The organism is Streptomyces sp. NPDC058534, from assembly GCF_042717365.1.
GTDB lineage: Bacteria > Actinomycetota > Actinomycetes > Streptomycetales > Streptomycetaceae > Streptomyces.
Map to the genome: position 1 here is coordinate 104,309 of NZ_JBHXNW010000010.1, position 23,338 is coordinate 127,646.

Here is a 23,338-nt window from a genome sequence, read left to right on the forward strand (position 1 = left end):
GAGATCTGCTCTGTGGTGCGGGCGACGTTGTCGTACAGCTCGAAGTCGGGGTGGGGCAGGGACAACGGTGTTCCTCCGGCGCGCTAGGCGCGGTCTGTCGGCGCGGAGCCGACGGGCGGGCCGGAGGCGTCGGTGCGGGCGCACGTGTAGCCGATCAGGCGGGACGGGGCGGCCTTCGCCGGCACGGTGGCGGCGTCGGTGCAGACGAACGTGTACGTCACCGAGGTGCGCGGGATGCCGTGCAGCCAGGCGTTGTCGTCCTTGTCGGGGTTGATCTGCAGCCCGGAATGTGCGACGGCGTCGGTCTGCGTATGGGTGTGGGCGAACAGCAGCAGTGCGCCACCGTCGCTGGTCTTCAGCGCGTAGGCGTCCTTGAAACGGTTGGTGCCCCCGGCGAAGACGGTGGTGCCCAGCTTCCCGAACTTGCGGGTCGTCTTGTCGTGAACCTTTATCTGCTGCTTGCTGGCCTTGGTCGGGTCGAAGACCTTGGTGCCGGTGTTCGTCCCCCCGGTCGCAAAGTTGTCGATCACCGCGGTGCGCAGCACGTTGGCGTCGGCCACGAGCTGCTTGTTGCCAGTGGTGGTGACCGCGGTGGCGTAGCCGGTTCGGTCGAGGGCGATATCCGGCAACGTCTTGCTGCCGAGGTCGACGACGGAGACCAGCTCCCACCGCTTGTCCTTCGGCTGCTCGGCGAAGACGGCGATGCGGCTCGGGTCCTTGCCCTTCTCGCCGGAGAGTGCGGCGGCGAACCAGCGATCCTGGCCGGCGGTGAAGCGCGGGATGTACAGCTTGGCGGTGGAGGTGTCGTACGACCACGGTTTGTACGGCTTGCGGTCCGCCTTGGGCAGGCCCTCGGTCTCGGTGTAGTCCGAGACGGACATCGCGTACGTCGGGCCGTCCTCGACGGTGTCGAGCAGGGCGCGGTCGCGCTGTGCGTTGGCCTTGTTGTTGATCTTTGAGTAGTGGGTGATGACGGCTCGGGCCTGTGTGTCACTGAGCGCGGGCACCGGTTTCGGCGCGGCGGGTGTGGTGGGGTTCTGCTTCGCGGGCGTTGCGTCATCGCCGTTGGTACAGGCGGTGGCGGCACCGGCGAGCAGCACGGCGGAGACGAGCAGGGGCAGGGCGCGGAGAGCGTTGCGGATGGGGATGCTCCAGGGGCATGGGCGGATGGATCAGCGGGTGCGGGAAGTAGCTGGGCCGGGCCGAGGGACGGGCGCGGTGACGCTCGGGCTCGGGCTGCGGGACGGGGCTGGCGGAGCGGTGAGCCGGTCGGCCGCCTGGTGGAGTCGGGCCCCCGACTTGTGGAGTCGACCGCGGGCACTGTCGATCCGGGCATGCAGCAGAGCCCGCGTGGACTCGATGGCCTCGTTGCGCTGCGTCGAGCGTGGCGAGGCGGCGAGCTGGTGCAGTACGCCGGCGTGGGCGACGGCTTCACCGAGGTCGGCCAGGGCGTGTCCCAGCGCGCCGACCGTGTGCGTGAGCTGGGTGACCTTGCGCCGGGTGATGTCCGCCTCGGGGTCTCGACCGCGTCGTACGGTGCGCGCGCCGAAGGCTGCCACGGTGGTGAGGTGGGTGATCAGTCCGGCGATGTCGCGAGTGCTGTCGTCGAGGTCATCGAGGTTGTTGACGCCGGAGTGCACCGAGTCGGTGAGCGGCAGCTCGTCGGCCGCGTTGTGGATGCGCTCTGCCAGCGAGTGCAGCTGGCTGACCTGGTCGTAGTGGAAGGGCAGATGGACTCCTGATCGTGTGCGGCGGGTGACGGCGCGGTCAGCGGGTTCGGGCGCTTGCACGTCCGGCTGGCGGTACGGCAGGAGCGTGTGACCCCGTGAGCGGGGACTTCTGTGCTCTCGTGGCAGCCGCTTGACCCGGTGGTGCGCGGCGACGGGGAGCTTCGCGCGGGAGCGCAGTGCTCGGCACGGGGTCGGGGGCGCCGAGGGGGTGCGCGCCGCCGAGGAGGGAGGGGTTGCCGTCGAGTTCGTCGAGCCATTTGAGGAGCTTGGGAAGGTTCTTGTCGGGCCCGTACGCGAGGTAGGTGCCGTCGGCGCTGTCGCAGCCGAACCACTCGGCAATCCCCAGGCGGGACCGGGAGTTGACACGGCCCATGTGCACGCCCTTGCCGCGGGTCTTCGCCTCGCGGGCCAGCCGTTCGGCTACCGCGCCGAGTTTCCATTCGGTCGAGCCGGCCAGGAAAAGGACGTCGAAGCTGTCCCAGGGCAGCAGCCCGGGGTGATCGCAGCCGTCCTGGGCCGCGAAGGCTGCGGGGACGCCGAGCTGCCGGATGCGGGCCAGCCACGGCAGCGACTCGGTGAGGGTGCCCGCGGCGTTGAACGGCTGATCCGGGGCGAGTGCCCACAGGCAGCGATCCGGCCCGTACCTCTGGATGGTTCGCGACAGCCAGGCGAACCACGCTTCGGCGCCGGGCCAGTAGCGGCCCTTGCCGTCGCTGCCGAACTTGGAGTTGTCGCAGGCGTACAGGGCGCCCTCGGGGATGCGGCTGCCTTGCGCGGGGGTGGTCATACAGCCGATGCGTCCGGCGCTCATTGCGGCCCGTATGTCAGGCCCTGAGGGAGTGCCGAGGTAGCGCAGTGTGCACCTCCCCGGCGGGGACGCAGACCGTCATCCGGGCGAAGGCGCGGTCAGCGGTGATGGATGGGGGCGGCCGTGGGCCGCGAGCGCGGCAGCACGGCGGTCGTGGTCGGTGCGGCGTGGCGCAGGTTCACCCCGATGCCCTGCTCGGAGAGTCGGCGGGCGACCGCCTGAATCCGCAGAGCACGGCCGTCCTTGCCGTACGCAGCGGGCAGCAGGAAGGCCGCCTGGTGCGGGTGGTACTGGAATCCGTACGCGTACAGCGTCATCCGCGCCTGCTCGGGCACGCTCCCGTACGGCGCCCCGAGCGCCCCGTCGTCGTACCAGGTCAGCGTCACCACCTGGGCTACCCGCGGCGGAGCCAGCCGGTGCGGAGGCTCGGGCTGCTCGGCCGCGTTGCGGCGTACGGCCTCAAGGGCGTGCTCATAGCGGGGCAGGAGCCGGCGGGCGATCCGGGTGGACGCGCGTACGGGGTCGTTGGGGACGGCGATGCCGTTCGGCTCGGCGACGCCGACGAAGTGGTGGGGTTTGAAGCGGGCGTCGTCCGGCTCGAGCGGGGCTACGACGAACTGGTGCGGGTGCAGCGGACGGTCGGTGACGTACAGGCGCTTGCCGCCGGGGCCGTGCAGGACGGCGTCGTGGGTGAGGACGAACTCGCTGACCACCCAGTCGACATGACCGAGGTCCCAGAGCTGATCGGTGAGGGGGAACTGGTCCGGGTAGGTGGCGTGGTGGTGGTACTCGCTGTTCCAGAGGCCGGGCAGGCGGAAGGACAGGTCGGTGGCGAAGACGTTCAAGTCTGTGCGGGCTGGGGGCATGGGTTCCCGGTGGTGAGGGCTGAAAAGTCGCAGGTGGCAGCCGGTGCGGTCGAAGATTTTGGGGTCAGTGCATGCGGGCGTCGGTGTCGAAGAGCGTCAGCTCGTGGGGGTGCAGGAGGTGCTGCACGATGAAGCTGCGCCCCGCGACCTTCCAGAGCCCTCGGCCGCGGTTGAGGTGGGAGATCGCGTCGGCTTCCACCGAAGTGAGCCCCAGCAGCGCTGCGGCAGCATGGAGTTGGTCGGTCTCTTGGCGGTAGATGATGCGGGTGGAGCAGTCGGCGAGCAGACCTTCAGCGAGCGCACGGCCGCGGGATCCAGCGTCGCCCGCGGTGAGCAGGTCGGACAGCCGGTGGATGACCATGAGGTTGGCGATGCCCAGGCCGCGGCTGAGCTTCCACTGGGACTGCATTCTCGCGAGCAGGCCGGGGTGGCGCATCAGGCGCCATGCCTCGTCGTAGACGATCCAGCGCCTCCCGCCGTTCGGGTCGGACAGCGCGGATTCCATCCACGCGGAGGCGCAGGTCATGGCGAGGACGAGGGCGGTGTCATCGCCGGATCCGCCCAGGCGTGACAGGTCGATGGTCAGCATGGGCGAGTTGGGGTCGAAGGCCACGGTGCTGGGCGCGTCGAACATGCCGGCGAGGTCGCCGTGCACCAATCGGCGCATGGCGTGGGCGAGGTCGCGGGAGGCGTCGCCGAGGCGGCCGGACATGACGCCGCCGACCCGGTCGAGTTCGTCGGGGTCGTTGAGCGTGGCGGCGATGTCGCCGAGCAGGGGGGTGCGACCGCTCGCTGCGGCGCGGGCGACGACGGCGTCCAGGGCGACGTCGAGGCCGGTGTGCTCCATCGGCAGCAGGTCCCGCCCGAGCACGGTGCGGGCCAGGGAACCGAGCAGCAGCAGACGGCGCTTGCGGATCTCGCCCGCCCAGTCGGCCTCGGAGACACTGTTGGGCCGCGGCGCGGCGTCCAGCGGGTTGAGCTTGCCGGGCAGTCCCGGTCCGAGGGCGATGGAGGTGCCGCCCAACGCCTGGGCCACGGGCGTCCACTCGCCCTTGGGATCGCACGGGACGTACACGCGATAGCCGAAGGCGATGGACCGCAGTGCGAAGGACTTGGCGAGCGCCGACTTGCCCTGCCCGATCACGCCGGCCAACAAGACGTTGGGGTTGGTGAAGCCCTCGATCTTGCCGTAGAGCGCGAACGGATCGAAGCAGAAGGACGCCTCGGCGTGGACGTCGCGGCCGATGTAGATGCCTTCGGCGCCCAGTCCGCCCTCGGCGAGGAATGGGTACGCCCCGGAAGCGGTGGCGGTGGTCATGCGGTGGGCGGGCAACTTGATCTTGTTGTTACGGGAGGACGCGGGACCGGGCCGCCCGGCCGGCGGGAAGAGCGGCGCGGGCACCTGCTGTTCCTCCACGCCGACGCCGCTGGTGTGGGCGGCTGCTTCGGAGCGGGCCTTCGCGGTTGCCTCGGCGAGCTGCCGACGGGCAGCTTTGCGGGAGGCGCGATCCGTGCCGTGCGGGGTGAACAGCGGGCTGGCGCTGGCGCGGCGGGCGCGGCGCGCGGGCCGGTGGCTCATGACAGAGTGGCTTTCACGTGACGGGTTCAGGACGCACTGCGCAGGTCAGACACGCGGCGAGGCGCTGAACAGAAGAGGCTTGCGGTAGCCCTGGCCGTCGCCGGACCAGTCCAGCTCGATGTAGCCGTCCCCGATGTACTGGTACCGGCCGCTGGCCTTGGTCTTGAGCGTCCCCGTCTTGTAGGAGCCGTTGCCGTTTCCGCTGCTGTGTTCCAGCGCGTTCTCCAGGCCCGTGTAGTTGCCGTACTTCACGACCGGGTCCGTGCCGGCAGTGGACTTCCTGGTCTGCAGGTGGAACCTCGCCTTGTTGAAGGTGAGGCTGGTGTGCTGGTTGCTCGCGTAGGGGCCGTCCCAGTTGACCGTGGCGGTGGTGTAGATGTAGCCGCCGCTTCGCTTGGCGCAGAGCTGGACGTCGAAGTCCCAGTTGTCGGAGTCGGGGCCGGTGTACGACGGGTCGTCGACGGTGTAGCTGCTGGTCGTGCAGTGATAGCTGGCGGCGGAGGCCGGCGCGGCGGTGGCCAGGGCGGCGGTGCCGGCGAGCGTGGCGACGATGACGGCGGCGGAAGTGGAGCGCTTGAGCTTGCGCATACAGGCCCTTTCGGTGATGGGGGTTACTGGGCGCAGGTAGTGGTGCGGCCAGACGGCGGAGAGTTGAAGTCGGCCGGTGTGGTCTTGCGCCGTACGACGTGGCCAGCGGCGAGGTGGCGCTGGCAGATGGTCAGGACGGGCGGTCCCTCGGGGAGGCGTTCGGGGTGGCATTCGGTGCCGGTCGCGTCCGCCACGGGAAGGAGGTGGAAGGCGTCGTGGACCGCGGCGGTGGCTTGCCACAGCCGGGTGTGGGCGGTGGCGAGCTGGCGGCCGGCGGCGGGGTGCGGGGGCCGGGCGGTCTCGGCGAGCAGGTCGAGGAGCTGGTGCAGCGCGGTCAGATGGGCGTGCAGCACGTCGAGGTGCGCACGGTCGGTGGCCGAGGTCGGGTGCTGAGTGCGAGGGGCGAGGGTGCGCGCATGGTGGCGGATGCCGGCGCTGGCGGCCCGCAGGTACGGGTACGCGTCACCGACGGGGATGGCAGAGGTCAAAGGGGAAAGGTTCCTTCCTGCCGCGGCGGCAGGACGTCGGCGGGTTGGCCGGTGCGGGCGTTACAGGGCCGTGCGGGCGAGGGGGAGGGCGCCGAGCGTGAACGCGTCGGGCTGCTGGAAGGTCAGGCGCCGCAGGTCGACCTGGGCGGTGACGGCGGCGGTTTCGATCTGCGCGCAGGCGGAGTCGAGGAGGGCGTCGGTCTCGGCGGACACGGTGAGCAGGCCGGTCAGGGCGACGTCGGCGTGCCCGGCGATCAGCTGGCGCTCGCGGGTCTTGACGTCCGCGTACTCGACGCTGTCGGCTTCGGAGTCGACCTGCCCGCGTCGCGAGCGCTCGTTCGCGTCGGCGATGATCGCGGCCTTCTTGCGCTGCACGTCGCGCATCGCGGACTCGAGCCCCTGTGGCACGTATATAAGGGAGAGGGTGCGGCGGACCCCGGCGGTGAACATCAGCCCGTGAAGGAAGCCGGCGCTCGTTTCGGTGCGGGGCCAGTCCTCGACCCAGTAGGTGGCGTGCCGGGCGGAGTCGGTGGCGAGCCGGTCGTACTCCTCGACCTGGACGACCGGGCCGGCGGCGGCCGGGTCGGCTTCGGCCCGCCCGGACTCCGACCACTGCTGCAGCGCGGAGAGAGCCTTGGGGTCGTAGGCGGTGCGGATGACGGCCGCGATCTCGCGCGCCGAGAGCCAGCCGGTCACCATCAGTCCGGCACTGCGCGCGGCCTGCGCGATCGAGCTGGTGGTCTGCTCCATGACGGTGAAGGCGCCGGGCAGTCCGCCGCCAGCCTGGCTGATCAGGCGCTTGGCGGCCTTCAGGTCGAGGCTGATGGCCAGGTACGCCTCGTGCGGTGCGGCGGCCGGGCCCGCGGAGGAGACAAGCTCGCTGTAGACCTGTCCGGCCACCGGTGTCTCGGGGTGGCCCTGCTGGCTCCAGTGCCGGGCGAGGGTGTCGCCGCTGTCGGGCACGGTGCGCTCCAGGACCTGCACGGTGGCAACGTGTCCGGTGCGGGCGATGCCGGCCAGGGCCCGGCCCCATCCGGCGACGTTGTGGTTCTGCGTCGCCGGGTCCAGCAGGGCGAACGCCCGGCTGGAGACTCGGGCGATGGCGGTCAGGGTCTGGTGGTGCGGGTCGTGAACGGCGGCGGCGCCGTTGGCGGAGTCGCCGGGGGTGACCACCCGCAGCGAGGCGGCCGTGCCGGGCAGGTGCAGGACGCCGTCCTGACGGGGGCGGGTGACCGGCCGGGCGAGCCACAGGGTCTGCCCGGTGCGGCGCCGCCGCGCGAAGCGCAGCACGATCGGCGCCCAGTCGATCAGCGAGCGGCCGTGCCGGCGGATGGCGACCAGGGCGGCGACTGCGGCCCACAGCGGTGTCAGGGCGATGGCCCCGAGCAGTCCGGTGGAGACCACCGTGGCCAGCAGGAGCGCCAACGCGCACGAGACCAGGCCGAGTTGCGGCCGTGAGAGACCGAGCAGGATGCCGCGCCGGGAGCGGTGGGGAAATTTGACGGTGAGCGGTGTGACAGTGAGATCAGACAAGGGCCGTTCCGGGGGTGCGCGGGGCGGTGGCCAGGGCGGCACGCGGCGAAGGAGTGCGCGGCGCGTGCCGCCCCGGAGTCGGGCAGGAACTACAGGCCGGTGGGCGGGGGCGGCGGTGTGCCGGTCCCACTGGTGCCGGCCGAGTCCGGTGCCGGTGGGGCGCCCTGCGGCGGGGGTGTGGAGGCACCGCTGCCCGGCTGCGACATGAAGCCGCTGCCGCCGCTGGGCGCGGATGCGGAACCGGCGCCGCCTCCCGGCGCGCCGCCTACCTGGCCGCTGGTGTCGTCACTGGGGCTGGTCGGGGGCGGCTGAACGGCCTTCTCCAGGCCGTCCTTGATCCCGTCGCCTCCGGAACCCTGGGAGCCTTGGCCTTCCTGGCCGCCGCTTCCTCCGGTGGGGTTGGCGGCGATGTCGCCGGGGAATCCGCCGCCTGCGGCTTCGAGGCCCTGGGCGGCGCCTGCTCCGGCTGCCGCGCCGCCCGTACCGGCGGTGGCGACTGCGGCGGCGGCCTTGCGAGTGGCCTTCTCGGCGTGCTGCTTGGCGAGCTGGGCGCCGGCACCACCGGCGCGGTGAATCGATTCTCCGTCCGTGCCCTCGGCCGCCCAGTGGACGAATTTGAACGTGGCGTACGGGCAGAGCAGCACGAGTACCATGATCACGATGCCCGCCATGACATCGGCGAGTGCGCCCAAGCCGTCCTTGGCCTCTGTCTTGCCCATGGCGGCGATGCCGAGCACGAAGATGATCGTCATCAGCAACTTGCTGACCACCAGGGTGGCGGTGGCTTCGATCCAGCCGCGGCGCCAGCGGCGGGCGGCCTCCCAGCCTCCGCCGGCCCCGGCGAAGATCGCCAAGGTCACCATGACGAGGATGCCGACCTTGCGAACTAGCATTACGCACCAGTACAGGAACGCGCCGACGGCGGCGCCGAGCCCGGCGAACACAGCGACCAGCCAACCCAGGCCCGCCAATGAGGGGATCTGAGAGACCTTCACGATGCGGCGTACGGCTGTCTCGATGGACAGGTTCGATGCTTTGAACAGGCCGGCCGACAGGGCGTCGACCACTTCGATGGCGACGGTGGTCAGGGCGATGGCGGCGAACGCGAAGATCACGCCGCTGGCGGTGCCGGTGAACGCCTGGGTGAGGGCTTGGCCGTCGCGTTTGACGGCGGCCCGGACGAGCTGCGCGCAGAAGGTGGCCACGAGGATGACCAGGCCGATCGGCAGCAGCATCTCGTAGTTGTCGCGGAACCAGCCGGCGTTCAGATCGACTTTGGTGGTGGCGTCGACCGCCTTGGCAGCCAGATCGGCTGCTGCGGCGGCGAGTTCACCGGCGCTCTTGGCCATCCAGTCGCCGATCGCCTTACCGGGGTCGGAGGCGAAGTCGACGGCCTCGCCGACGGCACACAGCTTGTCCGCTACGGGGAAGTCGCAGAAACCCAAGAGGAGCTGACCTCCTTATCTGTTGGTGAGGTGGGTCACTGCGTGACGCTGGGGGCGATGGCGGCGAGGGTGCAGTCGTGGTTGGGCCGGCACTGCACGGCGAGGGTCACGGCGCGCTCCTCGGCTCCGCCGCCGCCCTTCTTCCACTCGATCTGCTGCTTGCCGTTGACGGTGACGACGTAGATGTACGCCTCAGTGATCGCGGACGGGTCCTCGGCGAGGGCTTGCTTGAACGCGCCGGGGTAGTGGCCCTCGGTGACCGTGACACTGGCGTGCTGGTCCTGGTCGGCCATGCGCGACCACAGCAGCGGGTCGGGCACCTGGCCGGACACGGAGGCCCAGTCGGTGTACTTGGTCTCCTTGGTCATCCACGCACGCATGCCCGCCAGTTGCTGGTCCCGGGTGGTGTCGCGGGTGTCGTACGACCAGAGCATCGCTGCTGTGGCCTTGGCGAAGGCGACCGGCTCAGCGATCTGCGGAGGCTTCGGAACCGACCCCGACCCGGCCGCGGGCTTCGGCGCGGCCTCGGAGGGTGAGGAACTGCTGTTCTGCGAAGGCGTGTCAGCGGCCTGGTGATGTTCGCCGCGGCCGGTGAACCAGGCGGCGGTCGCGGCGAGGGCGAGCAGCGCGGTGATGACCAGGGCGACGATCGCGACGCGCTTGTTGGCGGACCAGGTCACGCCGTATCCGGACAGGGAGGGGAGTCGCTTCGGCATCAGTGGACCTGCGACCCCAGGCCGCTGAAGAAGGCGACGACCCCGTTGGCGGCGCCGAGGCCGAGCGCGGCTCCGGCGGCCACGGTCGCGCCCTTCTTCCCGTTGGCCTCGGCCTGGTGGCCACCGGTGTGGTGGCCCCAGGCCCACACGCCGAGGGAGACGGCCAAGGCGCCGACGACGGCCACGATGCCGAAAAGGTTGATGCTGTTGACGACGTTCTTCAGTACGGACAGGCCGGGGAGGCCGCCGCCCTTGGGGGAGATGCCTGGGTCGTAGGCGAGGAGGACGGCGGCGCGGTCTGCGAGAGGTATGGGCATGGGTGTGGCGGGGCTCCTTGCGTGCGCGGGCCGTGCAGGGGCCGGCGAAAGGGAAAAGACAGAGAGGAGGGGTGCGCTCGCGGCGCGAGAAGGGGGCCCGGCGGGGCGCGGCCCGGGAGGTGTCCGGGCGGCACGCGGCGTCAGAGGACGCGGCGGACGGCCAAAATTTCCCAGTCCTTGATCGGCGTGATCCGGACCGGTTTTGAGGTGCGCGGCGCCTCGATGACGAGGCCCTCGCCCATGTACATGCCGACGTGTTCGGGCCGGGCGGCAGTGCCGCGGCTGAAGATCAGGTCACCGGGCTGGAGGTTCTTGGCCGAGACGGCCTTGCCCTCGTTGACCTGCGTGTACGTGGTGCGGGTGAGCTTGACGTCGGCGTGCGCGTACGCCTGCTGCATCAGCGAGCTGCAGTCGCAGCGGGCCATCGGGTCGGGGCCGTGGGAGTCGGTGCACGAGCCGCCCCACTGGTACTGGGTGCCGAGCTGGTGCATGGCCCACTCGATGGCCTTGCGGGCCTTCGGGTCGGCGTCCTTTGGGATCTTGTATCCCTTCGGGACGCTGCCCTCGGGGATCCGCCCGAAGGAGGTGCCATCCTTGTCCGGCGTACACCCGCCGGAGCTGGACTCGGCATCCTTGTCCTTGGCGGTCTCGTCCTTGTCGGCGTTCGGGAACGTGGCGGCGATGGCCTTCTGCAGCGCGGTGGCGAGGTCCTCCCACTGCGCGTACGCGTCCGGGTAGCCGGACTTCTGGACGGCCTGGGCGGCCTGGGTGACCTTCATCTGCTGCCAGCCGTCGACCTTGAGCAGCGCCTTGTAGAAGCGCTCGGAGGCGTAGACCGGATCGCGGATCTGCTGCGCGGTTCCCCACCCCTGGCTGGGGCGTTGCTGGAACAGGCCGAGGCTGTCCCGGTCGCCGGAGTTGAGGTTGCGCAGCCGTGATTCCTGCATCGCGGTGGTTATCGCGATGATCTGCCCCTTCTTGGGGACGTCAAGGCTGATGCCGCTGGCCACGATGGTCTGCGCGTTGGGGATCTGTTCGGCCGGAAGGTCCAGGCCCTGGATGTGGACGTCCTTGCCGGACGCGCCGTCGAGGAGCTTGGTGACTTCCTTGGTCACCTCGGCGGTGTCGATGCCGGTCAGGCAGCCGCTGAAGGAGGCGGTGGTCGAGGCTTCGCTGGAGGACGCCATCATCATGGCGGTGCCCGCGAGCAGGAGCGGAGAGAGGACGACGACGCCGATGCCGGCGGCTAGGCCCTTCAATCCGGTCCGCCTCCCGGAAGGCGGTCACGGGCCGGCGGGCGGATCGCGGGCAGGGGAGGGTAGAGCGATGTCACAGCGAGGTCCTTGGTGAAATCCCGGCGGCGCGTGCGTCGGTGAGGAAAGGGCGCGTGGGCCGGGTGGTGGGTAATTCGGGTGGCCCGTGTGCCGTTGCGAGTTGCCGCTCGCGCCGGCACGGGGCGTCGGATCAGGTGTGCCAGGACATGGGGATACCTCCACGAAGGCAGGGGCGGGGATGTGCCATCGGCGGTGTTCGCCGGGCAGTTCCAAAACAGTAGGGGCGGATCCCCGGTTGCCGAAATCGTTCGTGATCAAGGCTCTATTTCGGGGTTTTCGGCGGCGATAGCGCTCAACCGGGGATCGTGCCCTACAGTTTTGGCTCTCCCCTCGCCCCCTCACGTCGCAGACCGCGGAGCCGTCCGCCCGCATTCGGTCCTGTGGGGTCATCCAGGCGAGCTGGAGCGCCTCTCCCCTCATCTCACCCGACCCGAATTGGGGTATCTCTTTGCCTTTTTCCCTGCACCAGGGCGACGCGCTCGGCGTCCTCGCTGAACTACCGGACAACTGCGTCGACTCCGTCATCACCGACCCGCCGTACAACTCGGGCGGGCGGACGGCGAAGGAGCGCACCTCCCGGTCCGCGAAGCAGAAGTACACCTCCGCCGACGCCGGCCACGAGCTGCCGGACTTCACCGGCGAGAACATGGACCAAAGGTCGTACGGCTTCTGGCTGACCCAGATCATGACCGAGGCACACCGGCTCACCAAGGTCGGCGGCACCGCCCTGCTGTTCACTGACTGGCGGCAGCTGCCGATCACCACGGACGCCATCCAGGCCGCCGGCTGGCTGTGGCGCGGCGTCCTGGCCTGGCACAAGCCACAGGCGCGGCCCCAAAAGGGGAGGTTTACCCAGAATTGTGAATTCATCGTCTGGGCGTCGAACGGCCCGATCGATGCCGCCCGCAACCCCGTCTACCTGCCGGGCCTCTACAGCGCTTCGCAGCCCAGCGGCAAGGCGCGCCAGCACATCACGCAGAAGCCGGTCTCCGTGATGCGGGAGCTGGTGCAGATCGCTCCGGAGGGCGGCACGGTGCTCGACTTCACCTGCGGCTCCGGGTCGACCGGGGTCGCGGCGCTGCTGGAGGGACGCGACTTCATCGGCGTCGAGAAGGCCAAGCAGTACGCCGAGATCGCTAATGAGCGGCTATTGCAGACGATGCAACAAATGGGCAGCCAGGAAGACTTCGTTCTCGCAGGTCCGGGAGCCGAGTAGCGGTACGCAGACCGTGGTCCCGGAGCACACGATCAGGGGATTCCCCGACGTCCACGTTCGGCGCAACGATGATGCATCGACTGCAACGCTGGAGGTGGACGGTGACGGGCGTCGAGTCTCCGGGGCCAGCGGTCTTGGAACTGGCTGCGAATGTAAGGCCGTTGGATCCGGAGTCCACGGTCTTCCGGGGCATGTTGGAAGGCTGGGCCCGGCAGCAACGATCGCGGTTCCTGCAGGAGAGCGGCACGATCGCGCCACGGCTGGCCTTGATCCGGCGGATGGCGGACTTCACCGGCCAGTACCCATGGCAGTGGACGCCGGCGGAAGCCGAGGCGTTCATCGCGCATCTGCGGTCCGGCTCCAAGCCGATCATGGTGTCGACGGCGCGTGGGTACGAGATCTCGATCAAGATGTTCTGCGCCTACATCAGCGACCCGCGCTACAGCTGGGCTGGCGAGTGCGAGCAGCGCTTCGGGTTGGTGCCCCAGCAGGTCTTCCACGAGTGGAACACCGTGCTGCACGTGGCGGAGTACGAGGGTGATCCGCGTCGTCGGCCACTGCACTACGACGAGGTGCAGGCGTTGTTCGACGCGGCCGACAGCAGGGTGGAGCAGATCCGTGCCCGGCGGGTCAAAGGTGCTCTGCCGGCGATGCGGGATGCGGCGCTGCTGAAGGTGATCTACGCGTTCGGTCTGCGGCGTCAGGAAGCCGTCGGACTGGATCTGGTCGACTTCCGGCGGGTGCCGCGGACCGCGCGGTTCGGCCAGTTCGGCGCGGTGTATGTGCGGTTCGGCAAGGCATCACGGGGCGGTGCGGCGAAGCGGCGCACGGTGCTGCTGGTGCCGGAGATGGACTGGGTCGTGCCGGTGCTCGAGCAGTGGGTCGGCGAGGTGCGTCCGCTGCTGCGGGCCGGCACCCATCCGGCGTTATGGGTCACCGAGCGTGGTGGGCGCCTGCACCGGCGCTCGGTGAACGACATCTTCAACTCGGTACGTGATCTGGCCGGGCTGGCGTCCGAGTTGGACCCGCGCTGCCTGCGCCATTCGTACGTGACCCACCTGGTGGAGTTCGACTATCCGGAACGGTTCGTGCAAGAGCAGGTCGGTCATCTGCATGCCTCCACCACGGCGCTGTACACCGGGGTGTCCGATGAGTACCGCACCCGCCTCCTGCGCCGCGTCCTGTCCGAGCACCACGACGACCTGTGGGGTGAGAAGCCGTGATCCGGAAGATGGGCTGTGGCTGGCGGCTGCGCCATCTCATGGCCGAGCAGGGCATGTTCCAGACCTCCGAACTGGTGCCGCTGCTCGCCGAGCGAGGCGTGCAGCTCTCCCGGGAACAGGTCTACCGCCTGGTGACGCAGGTGCCACAGCGGTTGTCCATGGACACCTTGGCGGCCCTGTGCGACATCCTGCAGTGCATGCCGAATGACCTGATCGACATCCAGGTCGTCGACCGGCAGATTCCCAAGGCGGCCGGCGAGACGGCGCCCACTCCGCCGCCGCAGGTGCGCCGGTCGATGATCCGCCGACCCGAATAGCCATGAGCGATCGAGGCGACAGCCGTCGTTACGACGCACGACCCGGCAGCCTCCACGAGGTCCGCCAACGCCTGATCGCTGCGCTTGGTGCGAGGTACCCCGAGCTTGACCCAGGGCAGGCCGAGCAGGCGCTTCGCGATGCCCGGGCATGGACGGAGCGCCCCGCGCGGGAACTCGATACGTACTTCCATGAGCGGCCGACGGCGCTGCGAGATCCCGGCTCCGGCTTCCCCGTCGCGCTGCGTCGGCTGGCCAAGCTGCTGCGAGACTCCGGGTTCGACGTCACGCTGCCCGTCTGCGCCGGCTGCGGCGCCGACCAGGAACGGATGACGCTCCACGACGGGCGTCGTCTGTGCACCACGTGCCGACCGCGGCGGACACCGAAGCTCTGCGCCCGCTGCGGGAAGATGGGTTTGATCGCCGCGCGCCGGCCGGATGGCGGCATCTGCTTTCGGTGCTATCGCGTTGACCCGCAGGTCACCCAGCCCTGTGTCGACTGCGGACAGTCGCGGATACCGGCCGTGCGCCGCGAGGACGGCCAACCAGTGTGCGAACGGTGCTGGGATCGGCCGCAACGCGAGTGCTCCCGCTGCCACACCATCGACCTGGTCAAGGCTCTCACCACCGACGGCCCGATCTGTCCGCGCTGCTACCGCGATCAGCGCGAGCGCGGAGAATGCGGACTCTGCGGCGGCGTCGCCCCACTGTCCCGCCGCGCCACCGAGACTCAGCCGGCGTGCTGCTACCGCTGCTATCGGCGGCCCACACAGCACGCCACCTGCGCCTTCTGCGGTCAGCAGCGCGACTGCCAGCGCCTGGCCGGAGAACACTGGGCCTGCCGCCGGTGCATGCCCAAGCCGAAACGGCCGTGCGGCCACTGCGGCCGGTCCCGTCCGACCGCCGCAATCTGGCCACTCGGCCCGGTGTGTCAGCCCTGCTACGCCCGACTGCGCTATGGCGGACGCCGATGCCGCACCTGCGGACAAGTCCGCCCCCTCACCGGCTGCGACGACAACGGGACCGGGATCTGCGGCCCGTGCGCCGGACACGCATCGCCGCCTCCGTGCCGCACCTGCGCCACCGCGGACGCCTACGCGCACGGCACGTGCGCACGGTGCCTGCTCCACGCCCGCCTACGCGACCTGCTCACTGCCCCCACCGGGCAAGTCCCCGCCCAGCTCACCCCGTTGATCGAAGAACTGACCTCCACCCCGAACCCCGTGCGTATGCTCACCTGGCTGCAGACGACCACCTGCTCCCAACTCCTCGGCCGCCTCGCCGCCAGCGGCGAGCCGATCAGCCACGCCACCCTGGACGCACTACCCGCCGGCCACGACGAGAGCTACGTCCGAGCACTGCTCGTACGCACCAACGTCCTGCCACCTCGCCAGGAATCGCTCGACCGGATCAGCCCATGGCTCGACCGACTCCTCGCCGAGCGCCCACCCCGGCACGGCCAACTGCTGCAGCCCTACGTTCAGTGGGAACTGCTCCGCAAGGCACGCCGCCAGAGCGCCCGCCGCCGATCCGTCGTCGGCCCCGCTCTCAAGATCCGCGTGGAAGCCCTCCTCATCCTGGAGTTCCTCAGCTGGCTCGACAGCCGCAAGCTCACCCTGGCCACCTTGCGCCAGGGCCACCTGGAGGACTGGCTCGATGCCGGACCCGCCCGCCGCCACGACCTGTGCATGTTCCTGACCTGGGCGCACCGCCGGGGTCTGGGCGAGGCACACGACATCACCCCAGTCCGATACTCCCGTAACAGTCGGTTCCTCACCGACGACGAACGCTGGGCGCAACTGCGCGAATGCCTGAACTCCGATGCCCTCCCCTTACGCGTTCGCGCAGGCAGAGCACTCACCCTCCTCTACGGCCTGTCTGCCAGCCGGATCCGGCACCTGACCGCAGCCGACATCCAGCAGAGCGGGACCGAGAGCTACCTCCGCCTGCGGACCAGCACACTCCTCCTCCCACCCCGCATGGCCGACCTCTTGACCGAACTCGCCGACACCACCCGGGACGAACCATTGCTGCCGCCCGCGGCGGCGACCCAGCAGTGGCTGTTCCCCGGCAACATCCCCGGCCAGCCGATGTCCGCACCCGGCTTCAGCCTCCTCATGCGCCGTCACGGCTTCCACATCCAGCCCGCACGCATCGCCGCGCTCGTCGCACTCGCCGAGAAGCTGCCGGCACCCGTACTCGCTGAGCTGCTGGACATCTCGATCGACACCGCGCACAAGTGGGCGGCCTACACCCAACCCAACTGGTCCGCTTACCTCGCCGTCAGAGACCAGGACTCCACCCGCGACACCAAGGAATAGCGCCCATCTGCAATATCCACACTCCACCAGTAGCCGACCGTCTCACCGAAACACTGCAACAGACTCTTTCTCAGGAAGACTTGACGCTCGTCGTCTGAGGCTGATTCTGCCGTGCGGTGCGGCGTACGGCGTGTTCGCGTCGTGCCGCGCGCAGCGTTATAGCAGCGAAGGCCCGGTTACCGAAACCGGGGATTCTCCGGATGGTTGGAGCCGCAATTAACGCCCTATGGCTGCGGCCCAAGGAGGCCCCTTTTCGTGCCTGAATCCATAAACCCATCGGACGACGCGGAGAAGGATCCGGTCCAGATGCCTGACGCCCATCTCCCCCCGGAGGGGGAAGAGATGGAGCCGGTTCGGCTGCCGGAGGCCGATCTGGCGAGAGTCGAGGCGAACGTCGCCATGCTGCTGGATCGCTCCGCAGAGCACGGCCGCCAGATCGACAGCCTCGCCGCCGCACCACCGCCACCGGACTCGCCGTTCGCCGCATACGGACTGCCGGGATTTGCGGGCCTGCCTCCCACCCCCGCGCCGCCCGAGCCGCGTCCGATCCTTGAATTGGAGGACGAGGAGTACGAGGACGAACTCGACGCCCTGTCCGACTGGGTCGACGACTTCCTCCTCCGGGTCTACGGCGCGGAGGTCACCACCGCCGCGCCGTGGTGCGACCAGTGGCAGGAGCACCCCGACGTCGTCGCCTGGCTTCATGCCCTGTGGCTGGCCTACCAGCAGCACAAGGACGCCGAAGCCGGACTGTCCGGGCTGTTCGTGTGGCATAGGGACTTCCTCACCCACGCCATGGCCACTGTCCGTGCCGCAGGTGGACCGCTGTCCGCGTGCATGACCGATCCGGACCGGCCCGCGCACCGCCTGCTGCCCGGCCCCCGCCCCTCGAACCGGACCACCGCCGCCACCGAGGAGGCGGAAGACCCCGGGGGCCAGGAGGAGACCGGCGAGCCGGGCCAGGCCGGCGGATGACCGGCCACGAGGACCGGCCGAAGTTCGGCCTGTCCTTCGATCCCCGTGCCCTGACTGACCTCCTGCAAGCCCCCGTCGATATCCGCGACCTGGCGCTCGCCCAGCTTCAGGACATCGTCAACGCGCGCCTCTTCGGTGCCAAGCTCACCCGCGACCTCGTCGGCTGCCGCAAGGTCTACGTCGATCACCGCAACGCCTGGCGCATCGTCTACGCCCAGCGGCCGGCGCCCGCGAACTCCACGCACACCATCGAGATCCACGTCGTGGCCGTCCGCCCGCGCGAGGCGCACGACGTGTACGACACCGCCCGCGCCCGCCTCGGCATCCGCCGGCGCCCCCTGGGCGAGCGCACCCACGCGGCCCGCACCCGCTCGCCGCAGCTGGACACGCGCCCGCCCGTACCCAAGCCGGGACCACCGCCTTACGCGATGCCCGGCCTTCCCCGACCCGCACTGCCCCCGCCCCTGAAGGGCCCCGTTCGTTGAAGCAGTTCCCCACCCTGATCGATCAGGTCGCCGCCGCCGTACTCGCGCCGGCCCAGGTGACCGAGAACCCGCACCATCGCGCCATCGTCGATGTGTTCGTCGAAGTCCAGGACCTCGACCGGCAGCTCACCGAGCTGGCTGACGCCGAGCTTCCCGGCGTCAGTCCCGCTGAGCAGCTGAACACCCTGACCGACCTGCTCGTTGAGCGGATGGCGGCCGGGGCAGAGCTGAGCGCGCTCCTGTCCACCTCGTGCTGTTGCGCCGCCGCGTACGAGGCCGAGCCCTCGGCCGAGTACGAACCGCTGGACGACGAGGAGCCCGACTACGAACCCGACTTCGACGACTTCGAGGGGCTCGACGGCTTCGACGAGTTCGACGACTTCGAAGAGCCGGACGATCTTGACGACTTCGACGACCTCCACGAGGACGCGTGCGAGGAGTTCCTTTCCTGTCCCAGTCGCCCGCAGACGATCGTGCGCGCCTGCCTTGCCGTCTTTGACGACGGGGGCGCCCCGGAGTACGTGAGTACCGCGGAGCTGGTCGAGCGCCTGCGCGATCTGCCCGGCCAGGCCGAGGGACGCTGGAGCTACGCCGACCTCACTGCGCTGCGGCTGGGTCTGCTCCTGCGCGGCTACGGAGTCCAGCCCTGCAAGCCGCGTGCGGCCGACGGCAGCCGCTACCGGGCCTACCGGCGCGCCGACCTGCTGGCCGTCTGCCAGAGCTGCTCCTGCTGAGGCATTCCGCCCTCGCGCTCACCCAGCGGGTGACGGAGACGGACTGGGACCTGGTCGCCGCCTTCCACGCGCAGTGCTCCGAGCAGAACCTGCTGCGCCGCTGGGGCCGCGCCCGCCTTGCGCCCCGCGACCTGTCCCGGCTGCTTGCCCACGCGCAGTGCTGGATCGGGCTCGGCGCCGACGAGCGGCCTGTGGCCCTTGTCTGCGTCGGGCCCGTCAGCCGGGAGCCGGGGGTCGTCGACCTCGGACTGCAGGTCGCCGACCACCGTCAGCGTCAGGGCATCGGCACGGCCCTGGCCCGCCAAGCCGCCTGCCACGCCCGCATGCGAGGGGCCCACACCCTGTCCGCGTTCACGCAGGCGTCGAACGCGCCCATGCTCCGGCTCCTCGACCGGCTCGGCCCGACGACGCATACCCGCGACGGACCGTACGTCGAAGTCCGACTCGCCCTGGAGGCGCTCGCCCCGGACCCCGGAACCGCTCCGACATGACCTCACCCCCGCCCGACGGGCTGATGCCCACCGCCCTCGATCAGCGGATCGAGGCCGCCGTGGGGTACGGCGTCGAGGTGCTGCGCCAACACCGCGACGGCGGATTCCTCGACGCACCGCACACTGCCTTGGCCGACGCGCACCGCGAGCTGGTGACCGCCGAGCGGGACGTCACCTTCCACCGTGTCCGTCTCGCTCGTCTCGCCGCCAGTGAACTGCCTGTAAACAAGGCGCTGTTCGCCCGGATCGAGCGCATTCTCGATCAGCTGGCGACGGCAGCCGACGTCCGCGATGCGAAGCAGACCGCGGCAGCCGCGGTGCTGGAGCCGATCGAGGCCACCGCTCCTCGGCAGACGCCTCCGCAGATCCCGGCGAAGGACGTCGCGGCCCTGCTCGCCATCGCCCAGGGCGCCAAGCTGCACGAGCACCTCGTCACCCATCGCCTCGCCGTGGCGACGCCCACCCGCACCCGCATCTCCTACGCCCAGCTGCAGCACCTGGAGGAGATGGGCCTGGTGCAGCGCGACACCGCGCACCCGGTGCACGCCGGGCAGCCCGTCACGCTCACCGATGCCGGCCGCGCCCTACTGACCGCGCCCCGCCGCGGGGGCCCGCCCCGGACCACGCCCGCGCCCCTGCCGCCGACCCTCCCCACCGTCTCCCGTACCCGCCGCTGAACCGCGCTCCGTGCTCCGCGCACGCCGCCGCCGGGGTCACGTCCGAAAGTACCGATGCCCACCCACGAACCCGATTTCCGCCTCGACGGATACGAAGCCGTCAACGACCACGTCGCCGATCAGTTCTGGGGACACATCGGCATCGAGCAGGGCTCGATGACCGTCCTCGCCGAGCACCACAGCGACGATGCCGAGCACAGCTTCTACGTGATGCACAACGGTGCCGTCACCTGGGGCATCCCCGGTGAACCGCAGCTGGTCGCTCTGCACCTCAAACGCGACTCGGCCGCGCGCACCTACCAGTTCGACCACGCGGAGCTGCCGCTTCCGTCCATAGCCCAGTCCTGGCTGATCGCCCGCGGCTGCCCCGAGGAGAAGATCCTCCTGCCCGGCATGGGCACCACGGCCGCGAACGACGCCACCCGCGTGCTGGAGCAGCGCCTGCGCAGCGACGGCGACCACTTCGCCCTGCTCACCAGCTACACACGCGACGACGAACCGATCCAGACGACCGTGATGCTGCGTGCCGTCGACGAGAAGGCGGCCATGCCCTTCCGCGTGCTGCTCGAAGAGGTCGACACCACCGAGTGGACGCACACGCTGCGCGAGGGCGGCTTCCAGAGCTTCGAGGCAGCCACTCAGTGGTGGGAAGCGCACTGGAACGGAGACAAGCCCTCGCTGCCGACGGCCTCGCCGGCGACCCGGCCCGTCACCGCCGTCCCCGGCCCTCTGGCACGCCCCGCCCCGCCCCGCGGGCCGAGCCGCTGAACTCCCACTATCCGGTGGGTATTTCACCTTCCTTCCACGGTGAATTGCTGTCAGTCGCGCGAGGCGGCGCGGAACATAGCACGCAATCCCCGGTTACCGAAACCGGGGATTCTCCGGACTCTTGTTCTCAGCCCGCACGGCATCTGCCTGGGGCTGCTTCCGCATTCCCTCTCCACGCCATGGAGGTCAATTCCGCATGCGCACCACCCAATTCGCCGCATCCATTGCCGTTCTGGGTGCACTGGCCCTCCCGGTCATATCCGCTCCGAGCGCGATGGCCGCACCCTCCAGACCAGCGGTCTCGGCTCCGGCCACCCGCCCGTGTGACCGGCTCGGACCGTGGGTGATCGGCGCAAAGGCCGTGACGATCCGCTCGAAGGCGACCAGCAAGTCCACCGCCCACGGCGTGCTCTACCGGGGCCACAAGTTCACCGTCCACAAGACCCACGGCAATTGGCACTACATCACCGACAAGACCACCGGCGTAAAGGGCTGGGTGTCCGGAACGTACGTCTACCGCGAGGTCTACATGTGCCTGGACTAGCCGACCGGCACCCCATTCCCCATTCCCACACCGGAATACCCGCAACGAAGGGAGCTTCTTCGTGCTCGACGCCAGCGAAGACGTGATGGGCGTCATCACCGAGCGCATCGAGGACCGATTCCAGATGCCGCTCACCGACCTGCTCAGGGCTGTTGAGGCGGCACCGCAGGCCAACCCCGAGGCCACCACCGTCGTGCACTGGTTCGGCCTGCTCGCCGAAACGCAGCAGGCCCTCGACACCGCCGAGGACGCGCTCGTCGAGGCGCTGGGCACCCAGCCGCCGGACGTACTCGACGATCCGGTCATGGAGTTGGCCCACCAGGTCAACGCCGCGGTCGCCTCTCGCGACGGCCGCGCCATGGTCGTGAAGTACCTCCTTGACCCCAACGCGCCCGGCAAGCGCGGACCCGGAGTGTGGCGCGGCGCGTCCCCGGCTGCTCGTCGCGCTCCGGCCCTGCCCACCTCTCCGCCCACGCTGCCCAGCACGCGGAACACCACGGCGCGCGGGGCCACGCGGTGAGCGTCATCGACAAGTCAAGCAGCCGTGATGCGGCACTGCAGGAAGCGTTCGGCGCCGAGGTAGCCGAGCTGTACGCGCAAGCCGCCCGCGGCGAGGCCACTGCAGCACTCCAGCGGTCGCTGGAACTGCGCAGCTTCCTCGCCGTCGCCGAGGAGCAGGTGGCCCGCGTCCGTGACCGCGTCCATGCCGCGACGGGACCCGACGGGGACATGGGCGACCTGTCCGCCGAGGACCTGCGGTGGGACGCGGACTGGCTCCAGGCGGCGCTGGCCGGCCGCGACGGCTGCACCGCCGCGCTCGACGAGCTGCTGCGCACCATGCCGGCGCCGAACCAAGCAGGCCCGGCACGCCCCGGGTTGAGCCCCAAGATCGCCGCCACCGCTCCGCCCGCCCCGGCAGCACCCCGCGCCGGGGCGGTGCGGATACGACGTCCCTGAAAGTCCACCGATTGCCCCAGCCCGACACCCCGGCCCAAGCCGTATCCCAGCTCGTCGCCCGTCGCATCGAGGCGCTGTACGGACAGCCGCTCACCGAACTCGAAGCCATCGCCGACGCCTCCGGCGAGACCACGCTGCTCGCCGCCTTGACCGGCACCCACGGCGACCTGGCCCTGGCTGAGCGCAACATCGCGTTCCAGCTGCAGAGGCTGCGCGAACTCACCGCCCCCGACCAGGAGATCGGCCGGTTCGCCGCCGGCCACATCCTCGACTGCGCCCGCCGCATCGCCGAGTCCGTCGCCACCCGCGATGCCTACGCCAAGAGCACCAGCGCGGTCCTGGGCGGCCTGCGCCGGGTGTCTGCCCCGGACACCCACCCGCCGGCTGTACCGGCCCCCGCCACACCGACGGCGACCACCTCCCGCACCCGCTGACCCACCCGTACCGCTTGAGGAGCCACCTTCTTGGCCACCACCGCGCCGCCCGCCACACCGAACGATCTCTTGGGCGTCACCAAGACCCTGGACCTGCTCGCCCCGCGCTGGAGCGTGTGGGTGCTGATGACCGTCTCCTCCCAGTCACTGCGCTACGCCGAGTTCAAGCCGAGGCTGCCGTGGCTGGCGGACGGGCAGCTCCACCCCCGGCTGCGTCACCTCACCAACGCCGGCGTCATCGAGCGCACGGAGTACGCCCCGCGCCACGTCACCTACGGCCTCACCCGCCGCGGGGCCGCGCTGCTGCCCGTCCTCTCGTTGATCGCGTCCTGGGGCGACACGTATCTGGAGAAGGAGCTGGTCGCCAACAAGCACACCGGCGAGCTGGAACCCGAGCGGATCGCGCCGGCCCAGAACATCGACGACGCCGTCGCGCTGCTCGCACCGCGGCACGCCACCCCGATCCTGTTCTCCCTCCAGGCCCGGGGCACCGCGACCGCCAAGACGCTGGCGAGTGAGGCCATGCCCGGCTACGGACTGACCGCCGTCTACAAGCCGTTGGAACGCCTGGCCGCCGACGGACTCGTCAGGCCCAGCGGAAGCGGCGGATACCAGCTGACCGCGAGCGGCCGGGCACTCGCCCCAGTCTTCGAGGCGATCTCCGCCTGGGCCACCGCCCCTGCCCCCCCCCCCCCCCACCCCGCCGGCGCCCCCCCCGCCCGCCCCCCCCCCCCTCGCGCGCCGCGAGGTCCCGCCCGGACACGTCCCCGCGGGCGGCGAGTCGGTGCGCGTACG

General features: G+C 70.3%; 27 protein-coding genes. 15 read left to right on the plus strand and 12 right to left on the minus strand.

From position 1 onward, the window contains the following. Window positions 1–83: 83 nt before the first annotated feature. The 12 genes from ACFWR9_RS08450 to ACFWR9_RS08505 form a co-directional block, all read right to left on the minus strand. Window positions 84–1,100 carry a hypothetical protein gene (locus ACFWR9_RS08450; protein ID WP_383837470.1) on the minus strand — a complete coding sequence of 339 codons (1,017 nt, stop codon included), beginning with the start codon at window positions 1,098–1,100 and terminating at the stop codon, window positions 84–86. 72 nt (window positions 1,101–1,172) lie between these two features. Next, complete coding sequence (locus tag ACFWR9_RS08455; RefSeq protein WP_383837473.1) at window positions 1,173–1,790, minus strand: hypothetical protein; 618 nt, start codon at window positions 1,788–1,790, stop codon at window positions 1,173–1,175. Then, window positions 1,768–2,541, minus strand: coding sequence for a hypothetical protein (locus ACFWR9_RS08460; RefSeq protein WP_383837476.1), 774 nt, complete (start codon window positions 2,539–2,541; stop codon window positions 1,768–1,770). The genes ACFWR9_RS08455 and ACFWR9_RS08460 overlap by 23 nt, the downstream gene beginning before the upstream one ends. 95 nt (window positions 2,542–2,636) lie before the next feature. Next, window positions 2,637–3,383, minus strand: a complete 747-nt coding sequence (locus ACFWR9_RS08465) for a hypothetical protein (RefSeq protein WP_383837479.1) — start codon at window positions 3,381–3,383, stop codon at window positions 2,637–2,639. An 85-nt stretch (window positions 3,384–3,468) separates the two neighbouring features. Then, on the minus strand, window positions 3,469–4,983 hold the full coding sequence (locus ACFWR9_RS08470) for an ATP-binding protein (protein ID WP_383837483.1): 1,515 nt from the start codon (window positions 4,981–4,983) through the stop codon (window positions 3,469–3,471). Window positions 4,984–5,028: 45 nt separating this feature from the next. Further along, window positions 5,029–5,571: a hypothetical protein gene (locus ACFWR9_RS08475; RefSeq protein ID WP_383837486.1), complete on the minus strand. Its 543-nt coding sequence runs from the start codon at window positions 5,569–5,571 to the stop codon at window positions 5,029–5,031. Window positions 5,572–5,594: 23 nt separating this feature from the next. Further along, window positions 5,595–6,059, minus strand: a complete 465-nt coding sequence (locus tag ACFWR9_RS08480; RefSeq protein ID WP_383837489.1) for a DUF6238 family protein — start codon at window positions 6,057–6,059, stop codon at window positions 5,595–5,597. 60 nt (window positions 6,060–6,119) lie between these two features. Then, window positions 6,120–7,592 (minus strand): SCO6880 family protein, encoded by a 1,473-nt coding sequence (locus ACFWR9_RS08485; protein WP_383837492.1) that lies wholly within the window; start codon window positions 7,590–7,592, stop codon window positions 6,120–6,122. 89 nt (window positions 7,593–7,681) lie between these two features. Continuing rightward, a complete protein-coding gene (locus ACFWR9_RS08490; RefSeq protein ID WP_383837495.1) occupies window positions 7,682–9,037 on the minus strand; it encodes an ATP-binding protein in 1,356 nt (451 codons plus the stop codon). A 35-nt stretch (window positions 9,038–9,072) separates the two neighbouring features. Continuing rightward, complete coding sequence (locus ACFWR9_RS08495; protein ID WP_383837498.1) at window positions 9,073–9,753, minus strand: hypothetical protein; 681 nt, start codon at window positions 9,751–9,753, stop codon at window positions 9,073–9,075. Then, complete coding sequence (locus ACFWR9_RS08500; protein ID WP_383837501.1) at window positions 9,753–10,070, minus strand: DUF6112 family protein; 318 nt, start codon at window positions 10,068–10,070, stop codon at window positions 9,753–9,755. The genes ACFWR9_RS08495 and ACFWR9_RS08500 overlap by 1 nt, the downstream gene beginning before the upstream one ends. A 140-nt stretch (window positions 10,071–10,210) precedes the next feature. After that, complete coding sequence (locus ACFWR9_RS08505; protein ID WP_383837504.1) at window positions 10,211–11,329, minus strand: C40 family peptidase; 1,119 nt, start codon at window positions 11,327–11,329, stop codon at window positions 10,211–10,213. Between the two features lie 523 nt (window positions 11,330–11,852). On the opposite strand from ACFWR9_RS08505, the gene ACFWR9_RS08510 reads away from it, so the two are divergent. From ACFWR9_RS08510 to ACFWR9_RS08580, 15 genes are all read left to right on the plus strand, one after another. Further along, complete coding sequence (locus ACFWR9_RS08510) at window positions 11,853–12,620, plus strand: DNA-methyltransferase (RefSeq protein ID WP_383837506.1); 768 nt, start codon at window positions 11,853–11,855, stop codon at window positions 12,618–12,620. Window positions 12,621–12,721: 101 nt separating this feature from the next. Then, entirely contained in the window at window positions 12,722–13,843 is a 1,122-nt protein-coding gene (locus ACFWR9_RS08515) for a tyrosine-type recombinase/integrase (RefSeq protein ID WP_383837509.1), read from the plus strand. Continuing rightward, on the plus strand, window positions 13,840–14,160 hold the full coding sequence (locus tag ACFWR9_RS08520) for a helix-turn-helix domain-containing protein (RefSeq protein WP_383837512.1): 321 nt from the start codon (window positions 13,840–13,842) through the stop codon (window positions 14,158–14,160). Before ACFWR9_RS08515 ends, ACFWR9_RS08520 begins: the two co-directional genes overlap by 4 nt. A gap of 1,220 nt (window positions 14,161–15,380) precedes the next feature. Beyond that, on the plus strand, window positions 15,381–16,478 hold the full coding sequence (locus ACFWR9_RS08525; RefSeq protein ID WP_383837515.1) for a hypothetical protein: 1,098 nt from the start codon (window positions 15,381–15,383) through the stop codon (window positions 16,476–16,478). Window positions 16,479–16,784: 306 nt separating this feature from the next. Beyond that, window positions 16,785–17,453 carry a DUF4913 domain-containing protein gene (locus ACFWR9_RS08530; RefSeq protein WP_383837632.1) on the plus strand — a complete coding sequence of 223 codons (669 nt, stop codon included), beginning with the start codon at window positions 16,785–16,787 and terminating at the stop codon, window positions 17,451–17,453. Continuing rightward, window positions 17,450–17,938: a hypothetical protein gene (locus tag ACFWR9_RS08535; protein WP_383837518.1), complete on the plus strand. Its 489-nt coding sequence runs from the start codon at window positions 17,450–17,452 to the stop codon at window positions 17,936–17,938. Before ACFWR9_RS08530 ends, ACFWR9_RS08535 begins: the two co-directional genes overlap by 4 nt. Beyond that, on the plus strand, window positions 17,935–18,672 hold the full coding sequence (locus tag ACFWR9_RS08540; RefSeq protein ID WP_383837521.1) for a DUF3631 domain-containing protein: 738 nt from the start codon (window positions 17,935–17,937) through the stop codon (window positions 18,670–18,672). The genes ACFWR9_RS08535 and ACFWR9_RS08540 overlap by 4 nt, the downstream gene beginning before the upstream one ends. Before the next feature lie 29 nt (window positions 18,673–18,701). Beyond that, window positions 18,702–19,163, plus strand: a complete 462-nt coding sequence (locus ACFWR9_RS08545) for a GNAT family N-acetyltransferase (RefSeq protein ID WP_383837524.1) — start codon at window positions 18,702–18,704, stop codon at window positions 19,161–19,163. Further along, window positions 19,160–19,840, plus strand: coding sequence for a hypothetical protein (locus tag ACFWR9_RS08550; RefSeq protein WP_383837527.1), 681 nt, complete (start codon window positions 19,160–19,162; stop codon window positions 19,838–19,840). Before ACFWR9_RS08545 ends, ACFWR9_RS08550 begins: the two co-directional genes overlap by 4 nt. Window positions 19,841–19,894: 54 nt before the next feature. After that, window positions 19,895–20,608, plus strand: a complete 714-nt coding sequence (locus ACFWR9_RS08555) for a hypothetical protein (RefSeq protein WP_383837530.1) — start codon at window positions 19,895–19,897, stop codon at window positions 20,606–20,608. 196 nt (window positions 20,609–20,804) lie between these two features. Further along, a complete protein-coding gene (locus ACFWR9_RS08560; RefSeq protein ID WP_383837533.1) occupies window positions 20,805–21,152 on the plus strand; it encodes an SH3 domain-containing protein in 348 nt (115 codons plus the stop codon). Between the two features lie 61 nt (window positions 21,153–21,213). After that, window positions 21,214–21,672 (plus strand): hypothetical protein, encoded by a 459-nt coding sequence (locus tag ACFWR9_RS08565; RefSeq protein ID WP_383837536.1) that lies wholly within the window; start codon window positions 21,214–21,216, stop codon window positions 21,670–21,672. Continuing rightward, entirely contained in the window at window positions 21,669–22,109 is a 441-nt protein-coding gene (locus ACFWR9_RS08570; RefSeq protein ID WP_383837539.1) for a hypothetical protein, read from the plus strand. Before ACFWR9_RS08565 ends, ACFWR9_RS08570 begins: the two co-directional genes overlap by 4 nt. Before the next feature lie 11 nt (window positions 22,110–22,120). Further along, window positions 22,121–22,543, plus strand: coding sequence for a hypothetical protein (locus ACFWR9_RS08575; RefSeq protein WP_383837542.1), 423 nt, complete (start codon window positions 22,121–22,123; stop codon window positions 22,541–22,543). 30 nt (window positions 22,544–22,573) lie between these two features. Beyond that, window positions 22,574–23,338 (plus strand): winged helix-turn-helix transcriptional regulator (locus tag ACFWR9_RS08580; protein WP_383837545.1); only part of this gene is annotated, 765 nt, incomplete at its 3' end.